At 34.6% G+C, this 11993-nt stretch carries 11 protein-coding genes; 7 read left to right on the top strand and 4 right to left on the bottom strand.

From position 1 onward, the window contains the following. Nucleotides 1-87 precede the first annotated feature (87 nt). The 3 genes from ACM55K_RS05765 to pruA all read left to right on the top strand — a co-directional run bounded on the left by ACM55K_RS05765 (nucleotide 88) and on the right by pruA (nucleotide 3731). Nucleotides 88-1341, top strand: a complete 1254-nt coding sequence (locus tag ACM55K_RS05765; protein ID WP_416849288.1) for a type IX secretion system plug protein — start codon at nucleotides 88-90, stop codon at nucleotides 1339-1341. A gap of 81 nt (nucleotides 1342-1422) precedes the next feature. Further along, nucleotides 1423-1809: a Co2+/Mg2+ efflux protein ApaG gene (gene apaG / locus ACM55K_RS05770; protein ID WP_416849289.1), complete on the top strand. Its 387-nt coding sequence runs from the start codon at nucleotides 1423-1425 to the stop codon at nucleotides 1807-1809. 293 nt (nucleotides 1810-2102) lie between these two features. Beyond that, nucleotides 2103-3731, top strand: coding sequence for an L-glutamate gamma-semialdehyde dehydrogenase (gene pruA / locus ACM55K_RS05775; RefSeq protein ID WP_416849290.1), 1629 nt, complete (start codon nucleotides 2103-2105; stop codon nucleotides 3729-3731). Nucleotides 3732-3864: 133 nt separating this feature from the next. Here pruA and ACM55K_RS05780 read toward each other — a convergent pair whose 3' ends face one another. Next, entirely contained in the window at nucleotides 3865-4539 is a 675-nt protein-coding gene (locus tag ACM55K_RS05780; protein WP_416849291.1) for a DUF2490 domain-containing protein, read from the bottom strand. Nucleotides 4540-4608: 69 nt separating this feature from the next. Beyond that, complete coding sequence (gene rsmG, locus ACM55K_RS05785; RefSeq protein ID WP_416849292.1) at nucleotides 4609-5238, bottom strand: 16S rRNA (guanine(527)-N(7))-methyltransferase RsmG; 630 nt, start codon at nucleotides 5236-5238, stop codon at nucleotides 4609-4611. Nucleotides 5239-5345: 107 nt separating this feature from the next. Here rsmG and ACM55K_RS05790 point away from each other — a divergent pair, with 107 nt between their 5' ends. The 3 genes from ACM55K_RS05790 (at nucleotide 5346) to purT (ending at nucleotide 9103) form a co-directional block, all read left to right on the top strand. Continuing rightward, nucleotides 5346-6440 (top strand): fatty acid desaturase family protein, encoded by a 1095-nt coding sequence (locus ACM55K_RS05790; protein WP_416849293.1) that lies wholly within the window; start codon nucleotides 5346-5348, stop codon nucleotides 6438-6440. Between the two features lie 64 nt (nucleotides 6441-6504). Then, on the top strand, nucleotides 6505-7707 hold the full coding sequence (locus ACM55K_RS05795; RefSeq protein ID WP_416849294.1) for a pyridoxal phosphate-dependent aminotransferase: 1203 nt from the start codon (nucleotides 6505-6507) through the stop codon (nucleotides 7705-7707). A gap of 235 nt (nucleotides 7708-7942) precedes the next feature. Then, a complete protein-coding gene (gene purT / locus ACM55K_RS05800; protein ID WP_416849295.1) occupies nucleotides 7943-9103 on the top strand; it encodes a formate-dependent phosphoribosylglycinamide formyltransferase in 1161 nt (386 codons plus the stop codon). On the opposite strand, the gene ACM55K_RS05805 is transcribed toward purT, so the two are convergent. Beyond that, a complete protein-coding gene (locus tag ACM55K_RS05805) occupies nucleotides 9104-9967 on the bottom strand; it encodes an AraC family transcriptional regulator (RefSeq protein WP_416849296.1) in 864 nt (287 codons plus the stop codon). Nucleotides 9968-10058: 91 nt separating this feature from the next. On the opposite strand from ACM55K_RS05805, the gene ACM55K_RS05810 reads away from it, so the two are divergent. Beyond that, on the top strand, nucleotides 10059-10421 hold the full coding sequence (locus tag ACM55K_RS05810) for a DUF983 domain-containing protein (RefSeq protein WP_416849297.1): 363 nt from the start codon (nucleotides 10059-10061) through the stop codon (nucleotides 10419-10421). A gap of 160 nt (nucleotides 10422-10581) precedes the next feature. Here the strand turns inward: ACM55K_RS05810 and ACM55K_RS05815 are convergent, their stop codons facing one another. Beyond that, the gene (locus tag ACM55K_RS05815) at nucleotides 10582-11991 is read right to left on the bottom strand and encodes a RagB/SusD family nutrient uptake outer membrane protein (RefSeq protein WP_416849298.1); all 1410 of its coding nucleotides are present in this window, start codon (nucleotides 11989-11991) and stop codon (nucleotides 10582-10584) included. Nucleotides 11992-11993 lie beyond the last annotated feature (2 nt).

Below are 11993 nucleotides of genomic sequence, written 5' to 3' on the forward strand. Positions count from 1 at the left end.
GACAAATCAAATAAAGCTACCTTATAATTGGCATAATAATAGTATTGCTTAATTCGCTATATTTACATTTTAGCAATCCAATATATTATGTTTAAAGCTTTTTTTCAAAAAATAGTTCTGCTTTTTATAATCACTTCGGCTACTGCACAAGTAGAAAAAGAGATTGCTCCGCCATATAATATTAAGACAATTTCTTTTGTACAAAGTGAACAGAATGTAATTCCAATTTTTAAATTAGGAGAAGGATTTCAGTTGCAATTTGACGATTTGTTTGGTAATGAAGCTGATTATTATTACGAAATAACCCATTGTGATTATAATTGGAAACCAACAGAAATCCCTAAAAGCGAGTATTTAAGAGGTTTTGACAACCAAAGAATTTCAGATTATACCAATTCTTTCAATGCCTTACAACTTTATTCCCATTATAGACTAGCTATTCCCAATCAGTTTACACAATTATTGATCAGCGGTAATTACATTCTGAAAATTTTAAACAACAACAAAGAAGCCGTTTTCTCCAGAAAATTTATTCTTTATGAAGATGTTGTCACAATTCCTATCCAAGTAAAAAGAGCCAGAACCGTTAGTAATTTGGAATTTAAACATAACCTGGAATTTACTATTAAATCCAGTACCATTACTTTTCAAAATCCATTGAAAAACGTGAAAGTAGTTTTATTTCAAAATGGACAATTCAATGATGCGATTACAAATATTGTCCCCCAATACACGATTGGAAATGATTTGATTTATAAATACGATACGCAAACCCAATTTTGGGCAGGAAACGAGTTTTTATATTTTGAAAACAAAGACATTAGAGCTGCTAATAATAATGTAGCTCGCGTAGATTCAAATAATGAAATCTATAGTTCTTATTTATATACCAGTAATGCACGAACAAATTTCCCCTATTCTGTAACACAAGATATAAACGGAAATTTTGTTGTCAAGAACATAAACGCAACCAATAATGAAATTGAAGCCGATTATGCCTGGGTGTATTTTAGTCTTTCGGCTCCTACTTTTAGAATGAATAAAGACATTTACATAAACGGTATGTTCAATAATTATAATCTGACACCCGAATATAAAATGGATTATAATGAAAAAAAGGGCGTTTATGAAAAAGCAGTTTTAATAAAACAAGGATTTACAAATTTCCAATATACAATTGCAGACAACAAAGGAATTATCGACCATGAAAATGCAATTGACGGAAATTTTTATCAAACAGAAAATGATTATTTCATAATGGTATATTACCGAGAAAACACCGGCCGATATGACAGAGCCATTGGAAAAGGGACGGCAAATTCATTAAATATCATCAACTAAAAAAAACTTTTCTAAAAATGACTATACAAAATCAAATTTTTGTAAATTTGTCATTATTAAGCACCTATTCACTTATTTATCATGGTTTCTCAAATAACAAGAGGCATAAAGATATCGGTATTGACTAGTTTTGAAGGCACCTACTTCAAAAACTATAAGATTCACTTTGCCTTTAGTTATGAAATCACAATCGAAAACCATAGCAAAGATTCTGTTCAATTAATTTCTCGCCATTGGGAAATTTTCGATTCTCTTAATGATATAGAAGTGGTAGATGGCGAAGGCATTATTGGAAAAAAACCCGTTTTAAAACCAGGTGAATTCCACACCTACAGTTCTGGATGCTTATTATCGTCTCCTTATGGTGCAATGAAAGGGCATTTTAACATGATCAATTTTACTTCTACAAAAAATTTCAAAGTTATCGTACCTACCTTTAGGTTGTGCGCTCCATTCGCCTTGAATTAGAATTTATCTCCATTTTTTTTAGTAGCTTATCCAGCTATTCATTTCAAGTTTTCGTCGCCTCATTTATTTTTTTCTAAGTAAAATAAGGAGCTTCTAAAGTCGCTCTTATTTCACAAGAAAAAATATAACGAGACTACAAAAAGCTTTCCATTTCTATCTGGGCTAAAACACCACTTCCTCTACTATCCCTTTTAGTTTACAGCAAAAAATGTTTTTTTTCAAACAATCCTTCGTACTTTTGTGCATTATTTAAAATACACTACAAAGATTTCTAATTTTATAACTTTACAAATATGTTAAAAGGATTTTTTCATGTACCAAAAGCGGTAAACGAACCAGTAAAAGGGTATGCACCAAATTCACCTGAAAAAGCAGCTGTTCAAGCCGCTTACACAAAAATGTGGAATTCTAAAATCGATGTGCCATTATACATTGGAAGCGAAGAAATTAGAACTGGTAATACAAAAAACATGACCGCTCCTCACGATCATAAACATATCGTAGGAACGTACCATCTTGCTGAAAAAGCACATGTTGAAAAAGCGATTGCAAATGCATTAGAATCAAAAACTGCATGGGCAAATATGGCTTGGGAACAAAGAGCAGCTATTTTCCTAAAAGCAGCTGAATTGATTGCCGGACCTTACAGAGCAAGAATAAATGCCGCAACAATGATTGCACAGTCCAAAAACATCCATCAAGCCGAAATTGATGCTTCCTGTGAATTGATCGATTTTTTACGTTTCAACGTAGAATTTATGACTCAAATTTACGGCGATCAGCCAAAATCTAATTCGGATATGTGGAACCGATTAGAATACAGACCTCTCGAAGGTTTTGTATATGCTATTACTCCTTTTAACTTCACTGCCATTGCTGGAAATCTTCCTGCAAGTGCCGCAATGATGGGTAATGTTGTGATTTGGAAACCAAGCGACAGCCAAGTTTTCTCAGCACAAATCATAATTGAAGTTTTCAAAGAAGCAGGAGTTCCTGATGGTGTTATCAACGTAGTTTTTGGAGATGCTTTGATGATTACTGAGACTATTTTGGCAAGCCGCGATTTTGCAGGAATCCATTTTACAGGTTCAACACATGTATTCAAAGATATTTGGTCAAAAATTGGAACAAACATCCACCATTATAAAACCTACCCAAGAATTGTAGGTGAAACTGGAGGAAAAGATTTTATCATCGCACATCCAAGTGCAAAGGCAAAACAAGTGGCAACAGGAATTGTACGTGGCGCTTTCGAATTTCAAGGTCAAAAATGTTCCGCCGCTTCAAGATCGTATGTTCCAAGAAGTTTGTGGCCAGCAATTAAAGAACAACTAATCACCGATACAAAATCTATGAAAATGGGTTCTCCGGAAAATTTTGGTAACTTTATTACTGCTGTAATTCACGAAGGTTCATTCGACAAATTGGCGAGTTTTATTGACCAAGCCAAAAAAGATACTGATGCCGAAATTATCGTTGGGGGTAATTATGATAAATCTGTTGGATATTTTATTGAACCAACCATAATCGTAACTACAAACCCACATTACACGACAATGGAAACCGAATTATTCGGACCTGTTATGACCATTTTTGTTTACGAAGATGCTAAATGGGAAGAAACTTTAGAGCTGGTTGACACGACTTCAGAATATGCTTTAACAGGTGCTGTTTTTAGTCAAGATCGTTATGCAATTGAGCAAGCAACTACCAAATTGCAAAATGCTGCTGGTAATTTCTATATCAATGACAAACCAACGGGAGCAGTTGTAGGAATGCAACCTTTTGGTGGTGCAAGAGCGTCAGGAACCAATGACAAAGCAGGTTCTGCATTGAACTTATTACGTTGGGTATCTTTAAGAACAATCAAAGAAACATTTGTAACTCCTGAGGATTATAGATATGCGTTTTTAGGAGAATAAATCTTTACGAGCAACAAAGTAATCTCATTTTAGATAAAAAAACCCACAAGAATTCAAGTCATTTGAGTTCTTGTGGGTTTTGTTTTTACACTAAATATACAGGAAGCATTTTTCCCCATTTTATACAAACAAATTAAAAAGGCAGGTTATTAAAAATCATAATTTGAAATTGAGTTCTACTCTTTGTTGGCAAAAGTTGTGACATCACACCCGCCTCAACTTTAATATATTTACTGAAACAATATCCCACACCACCATAAACACGGTCCCTATCATAATGATTTTGTTTTGTATTAATGAAGACTTCGTTTGACAATGAGGCATAAACAGTATTTTTCTCCATCACTTTTTTATTTATTGGAATATTTAACAAGAGAGAATAACGCAAACGCATTTTAAAATCATCTTGAAGAAATCGTTGTTCAAAACGATATCTATGTAAAATACTCACTCGTCCAAACTGTTGTTTTGTAATAAATTGCTGAAAAATCCTATGCTCATCTGTTAGAGATTTATCATCTGTTCCCGCTATATAAGGTTCTGAATGAATATAAGCATAACCAAGCAATACATTATTATTATTTTCAGATAAATTATAACCTAAACCTGTCCTAATAAGCAGTTGTTCGAGATCGCCTGCGAAATTAAAATTTCGATATTGCACTTCATTATGAAAATTCCATCTGTCATTTATTTTCTGGTTGCCCAAATAAGCAAACCAATTCCCTACATCTGATTTTTGTGCAATACCATTAGCTGCCACCAATAGCAACAACAAAAAGCAAACTAATTTTAATTTATTTGTCATTAAATTATTATTTTTAAATTATGTGTTTTTCTAGTTTACAGACACAAATTCGATATCACAAAACAAACCTTACACCACAAACTTCAACGGAACATGAACTACTTTCTTTGTTTCAAAAAACTCATCTTCGAAAAAGTCCGCTAAATTGTATTCTGTAGCTTTTGGAAAATCTTTTAACTCTTCGGTTAAATCGCCTCCTTTTAGATAGAGAATACCATTTTTCAATTCGTGTTTGTTATTTTTTTTGATTTTGGTTTTCACCCAAGAAACAAAATCAGGCATATTTGTTACCGCACGACTCACGATAAAATCAAAATCCCCTTTTACATTTTCGGCACGCAATTGTTCGGCTTTTACATTTTTCAGTTCTAATGCTTCGGCAACAGCCTGAACCACTTTTATTTTTTTGGCAATAATATCAATCAGAAAAAAACGCGTTTCCGGAAAAAGAATCGCCAATGGGATTCCAGGAAATCCACCGCCTGTACCAACATCTAAAACATAAGTTCCCGGTTCAAATTTTATAATTTTTGCAATTCCCAACGAATGTAAAATGTGTTTGGTATATAAAGCATCAATATCTTTTCTCGAAATGACATTGATTTTTTCATTCCAATCGTGGTATAGCAAATCCAATTTTGCGAATTGCTCTTTTTGAATATCGGTTAAATAAGGAAAATACTTAAGAATCTCGTCCATGTTCTATTTTTTTAACAAAAGTACTATTTTTAGATTGTAAATATTTAACTCAATTTTGCATATTGAAAATTTATAATAATTATCTTTGGGGATTATTATAAAATTCTATGAACAAGACCGCTCCTACATTTGCAAAGCAAGACAATCTGAAGTTTTTCAGAACGCTTAACTCGCGGGTAAACAATTACTTCAAGGAAAACAATATTCAAAAAACAGGAAATTGGAAACTTTATTTGAAAACCATAATTCTGTTCACTGTTTTTCTTGCGCCATATTTTTTGATACTAACTTTGGGTATGCCATTTTGGGCACATGTATTATTGACTATTGTCATGGGAATTGGTATGGCTGGAGTGGGAATGAATGTGATGCACGATGGCAACCATGGTTCTTATTCTAATAAAAATTGGGTAAATAAATTCATGGGAGGAACTATTTATGTTCTTGCAGGAAATGTTTATAACTGGCAAGTGCAACACAATGTTTTACACCATACCTATACTAACATTCCCGGTCATGATGAAGATTTAGATGCTGGACGTGTCATTCGTTTTACAAAAGAAGCAAAATGGTATAATTTTCACCGTTTCCAACAATATTACTCTGTTTTTTTATATGGATTATTAACTTTCAACTGGGCTATAACAACTGATTTTAGACAAATGAGAAGTTACCTAAAAAGAAAATTATCCTATGGTGAAGCGAAAAGCCCAAAAATACTTTGGACCACTTTAATCATTACAAAAGTAATTTATGTCTCCATTTGGATTGTTTTGCCAATCGTTATTGGAATCACGTGGTGGAAAGTACTTATTGGATTTTTTGTAATGCATTATACAGCAGGATTAATACTAAGTGTTGTTTTTCAATTGGCACACGTAGTTGAAGAAACCACTAATCCTTCGCCAAATGAATTAGGGGAAATGGATAATACGTGGGCGATTCACCAATTGTTTACCACAACCAATTTTGCACCAAAAAACAAAATTGTAAACTGGTATACCGGAGGATTAAACCACCAAATCGAACACCATATTTTTCCAAATATAAGTCATGTGCATTACGGGAAAATCGCAAAAATTGTAAAAGAAACTGCTCAAGAATGTAACTTGCCTTATTACGAATATAAAACGATGCGAAGTGCAGTTATCGCTCACTTTAAGCATTTGAAAGAATTGGGAATGAAACCGGAACTTATATAATCACACTAGAACACTAGTGCATCAAAATAAAAAACTAAAAAAACTAATTACAATTAACTAAAAAATGAATCCACTTTCAGACAGAATTAACAACTTAGCTACTTCACAAACACTAGCAATGGCTGCTTTGGCCAGAGAATTAAAAGCACAAGGAAAAGATATCATCAGCTTAAGTTTAGGCGAGCCTGACTTCAATACGCCAGACTTTATTAAAGAAGCGGCAAAAAAAGCGATTGATGAAAATTACAGCACGTATTCTCCAGTAGAAGGATATGCTGAATTAAAAGAAGCAATCTGTAGAAAATTTAAAAGAGACAACAATTTAGAGTACAAACCATCGCAAATTGTAGTTTCAACGGGAGCAAAACAATCCTTATACAATATTGCGCAAGTAATGTTAAACGATGGTGACGAAGTAATTTTACCTGCTCCTTACTGGGTTTCTTACTTCGAAATCGTAAAATTATCGGGTGGAGTTCCTGTAGAAGTTCCCACTTCTGTAGATACTGATTTCAAAATCACACCAGAACAATTAGACGCAGCTATCACACCAAAAACAAAAATGATGTGGTTCAGTTCTCCTTGTAATCCAAGCGGATCGGTTTACAACAGAGAAGAATTAACAGCTTTGGCAAAAGTATTGGAGAAATATCCAAACGTTTATGTTGTTGCTGATGAAATCTACGAGCACATCAATTTCTCAGGAACTTTTTGTAGCATCGCTTCCATCCCGGGAATGTTAGAAAGAACAATTACCGTAAACGGAGTAGCTAAAGCTTTCGCTATGACAGGATGGAGAATTGGATATATTGGAGCTCCTGAATTCATTGCTAAAGCATGTACAAAAATTCAAGGTCAAGTAACAAGCGGCGCTAACAGTATCGCACAACGTGCTACCATTACTGCTGTAGACGCTGATCCAAGCGTTTTAAAACACATGGTTGACGCTTTCCATAGCCGTAGAGATTTAGTGGTTGGATTATTAAAAGACATTCCAGGAGTAAAAATCAACGTTCCAGAAGGTGCTTTTTATGTATTCCCAGACGTTTCTTCTTTCTTCGGAAAAACATTGAAAGGAACTTTCATCAAAGATGCTAACGATTTTTCTATGTACCTTTTAGGCGAAGCGAATGTAGCAACTGTAACTGGTGATGCATTTGGAAACCCAGACTGTATCCGTTTTTCTTACGCAACAAGCGAAGATTTATTGAAAGAAGCATTACGCAGAATCAAAGAAGCGGTAACATTAACCGAAGTTCCTGCATAATATAAAATTTGTTTAAAATTTAAAATAGTTTAAGGTTTAAAGTTTCATCGCTTTATACTTTAAACTATTTTTTTATGGGCATGCCACGCTGAAAAAGCGGGTCGGGCTATCCGCTGCAATCTTTTTATTACCTTCGCTACCGCTACGGGAATAAAAAGGATTTCCACTGCTATCCCTCATGCAAAAACAACAAAAAAGTACGTATAGCTCGCGAGCTGTTCCTAACACGATAAATATGAAAATACTACTTCTTGGCTCAGGCGAATTAGGAAAAGAATTTACAATCTCCGCCCAACGCATCGGACAAATTGTAATTGCGGTGGATAGTTACGAAAATGCTCCTGCCATGCAAGTTGCCCATGATTTTGAAGTCATCAATATGCTTGACGGAGAAGCTTTAGATAGAATCGTTGCTAAACACCAACCTGATTTTATCGTTCCGGAAATAGAAGCCATACGTACCGAACGTTTTTATGACTACGAAAAGCAAGGCATTACTGTAGTTCCATCAGCGAAAGCGGCAAATTTCACCATGAACCGAAAAGCGATCCGCGATTTAGCTGCCAAAGAATTAGGTTTAAAAACCGCCAAGTATCGCTACGCTACAACTGCCGATGAGTTACGAAAAGGTGTTGAAGCCGTTGGAATGCCCTGCGTGGTAAAACCATTAATGTCTTCGTCCGGAAAAGGACAATCGACGATAAAAACCAAAGCCGATATCGAAAAAGCGTGGAATTATGCCGTTGAAGGTTCCCGTGGCGATGTGGTGGAAGTAATTGTAGAAGCTTTTGTCAAATTCAATTCCGAAATCACTTTATTGACTGTAGTTCAAAATAACAATCCTACTTTATTTTGCGCACCAATAGGTCACCGCCAAGAAAGAGGTGATTATCAGGAAAGCTGGCAACCCGCCAGAATTTCCGACAAGGATTTGTATGAAGCACAAGACATAGCCGAAAAAGTAACCGAAGCTTTGGGTGGCGCAGGACTTTTTGGTGTGGAATTTTTCTTAGCTGATGACGGCGTTTATTTTTCAGAACTTTCCCCAAGACCACATGATACCGGAATGGTAACATTAGCCGGAACACAAAATTTCAACGAATTCGAATTGCATTTAAGAGCGATTTTGAGTTTGCCTATTTTCGAAATTACATTAGAAAAATCCGGAGCGAGTGCCGTGATTTTAGCTTCGAAAAACTCCACAAATCCAACGTATTCTGGTATTGAAAAAATGGCTTCTTTACCTAAAACTGATTTCAGAATCTTTGGAAAACCAACTTCAAGACCGTATAGAAGAATGGGAGTCGCTTTAGTCAATGACACATTAGAAACTCCTATTGAAGAAGTAGTGGAAAAAGCGAAAAAAGCAGCCAGTTTAGTTACGGTGAATTCATAACTACTTTTTAGAAACACGAAAAGCTGACGGAGTTATCCCAGTATGTTTTTTGAAAAGTCTTGTAAAATAAGAATAATCATCATAGCCTAATTCCGTAGCGATTTCATTGACGGTAAACTTTTTATCCATCAGCATGCGTTTCGCTTCGAGTAAGATTCTATCCGAAATCACTTCGGTTGTTGTTTTTTGCAAGATTTCATTGCATATCCTATTCAAATGCTTTAGCGTGATGTGGAATTGTGCTGCATAGAAAGAAGGTGCTTTTTCTATTTTAAAATTCTTTTCTAAAAGCACTTCAAAATTTTTAATTTTCAAATTATATGGGTGCGCTTCATGGAGACGCGTTTCACTATATTTTCTGGCAATTTCAATATGTATGATATCCAATAGGTTCATGATTTTATCCTGCTTTAACATTTGATTTTCTTTAGTTTCAGAAATTAAACTCTCAAAATAAGGCAAAATAGCTTTTGATTCGGGACTGTCAAATACAATTTCAGGCTTATTATTCACCGAAGAATAAAAAGGGTAGTCGCCTATGGTTTTTTGTCCAAAATAGAGATTATACATTTCCTGCGAATAGAAAATTACAAATCCTTCTACATCATCCGATAAATCCCAATGGTGCATTTGTCCGGGTTGCAAAAAAAACATACTTCCCGGCTGAATTGAAAATACATCAAAATCGATTTCATGTGTTCCTGAGCCTTTCGTAAAAAAGACCAAAACATAAGAATTATGCCGATGCGGTTCTTCAACAAAACTATGGTCTATTAAGTGATTTTTGAATGTGTTAATGTACAAATCACTATTCACGGAATTGCAATTAAACCGCTGAATGTTATAAATAGGATATTTTTTCATAATTCCCAAATGTCTTTATTGTGCTATAACTAGCGAATATAGAAAACATCCATGACGTGGATAAGAAATACCTTTGATAAAAATAACAAAAATGTCAAACGCTATTGCTCATATCCTAAATAATGATTGCCCTCATTGTCTTGAAGGCAAAGTATTTAAAGAAAAGAATATTTTTTTCAATATTGGATTTCCTAAAATGAATACGTATTGTTCGCATTGTCAATTCAAATTTGAGAAAGAACCTGGGTATTTCTTTGGTGCCATGTATGTCAATTATGGCTTAACAGTAGCTCAAGGAATTGCTACCTATGTTATTGCCCAATTTTTCTTTAAGGAAACTTTCGATTTAAAAATCATTCCTATTATTGCGGTTGTTATTGTTACAATGGCTTCTTTTAACATTCGTTTTTCCAGATTATTGTGGATTTATATGTTTAAAAATTATTCAAATTAAGAAAAAGAACAAAACCTTACAAATAGCTATATTGCAGAGTCAATTTAAAGAAGATAATGTCTCTGACATAACAAAAAAAGAAAGACCACTTACCTGTCTATTCGACAAGGAAGCAGTCTATACTCCTAACTAAACTAACACTAACTCAAAACCCTAATTTCTATTTATAAGCTTCATTTTGAGTAATCACACCTGGATTTTGGTTAATTACCAAAAACGGAATAGGCAATAATAATTTCTCTTCTATAATAGTGATATTTTTACTACTGCTTTTAATTACTGGAATTGCTCTTCCAGTTCTTATTAAATCAAACCAACGATGGAATTCGCATGCAAATTCAACTTGACTTTCATGTTCCAAAGCTAACTCAACCGTATTGTACTTGGTTGGATAACCTATAGTTCCATAAGCTGGTAATCCTACACGGGCACGAACTTCATTCATGTATTTTGGATCAGAAGTTGCTTCTGTCAACATTAAAAGAACATCTGCATAGCGAAGAATGATAAAGTTATTATCCGAAGCTTCCCTTAAACCAGCAACTGGAGCTGTTTTATCTTTCCATTTAATTGGGAATTTTACATTTACAAATGAACCGTTAGCCGTTGTGTACCCATTTTGAATAGAAATATCTCTCCTTGGGTCCCCAGTTTCATAGGCATTCCATAAATCATTGGTAATCTGATTAAATCCTCCTCCCCAAGCTGTAACCACACGATTGTCAACTGGTGAAAACATGGCCCAATATAAACTGTATGGATTGGACACACCGCCTTTATATTGAATCTCAAAAATAGACGACGCACCATTTTTCTTAGTTAAATTCCATAAATCGGCATAAGGTACCAGACTAAACTTGCCATAAACTTTCAACAAAGTTTCAGCAGCTTTTGTTTTATTCCCCATAGTTAAATAAACCTTACCAAGTAAAGTATTGGCGGCTTCCTGGCTGGCAGCACCTACAAAACGCTGACTTGTTTTTACCGGTAATTTAGCTGCCGCAAAATCAAGATCGGCAACAATTTGGGCATAAACTTGCTCCTTTGGCGTGCGTCCTTGTGCGTAAGCATCAGCAATACTGATTGGAGTAATAACTAATGGCACATCTCCCCAGGCACGAACCATGTCAAAATAGTATAACGCACGTAAAAACTTAGCTTCTCCAATTAAAGCATCTCGACTAGCAAAATCAAGTTTTTCGGCACTGACAATACTATTATTTACAGTATATATTGCTTTATAGTAATTATTCCAAAAATTGAAGACTAACTCATTATCGATAGTCATCGTGTGCAATTCAAAGCTTTCATAGTCTTGTATTCTTCCCGCAGCATTATCACTATATGCATTGTCGGACATTAACTCGCCATAGAACGACGGCAGACTTTCAGGACCGTACAAGGTATAAAGCGAATTATAAGCAGACCACATCCCTGTTTCAATATCCTTTTGGGATTTATAGAAATTCTCTTCATTAGCATTTGAAATAGGCGCTTTATCTAAAAAATCTGAACTGCATCCCAATAGGAATAAGTTGCAAAAAAGTACGATATATATTATTTTTTTCATTT

Origin of the sequence: Flavobacterium arabinosi (assembly GCF_048158725.1) — a bacterium.
GTDB lineage: Bacteria > Bacteroidota > Bacteroidia > Flavobacteriales > Flavobacteriaceae > Flavobacterium > Flavobacterium arabinosi.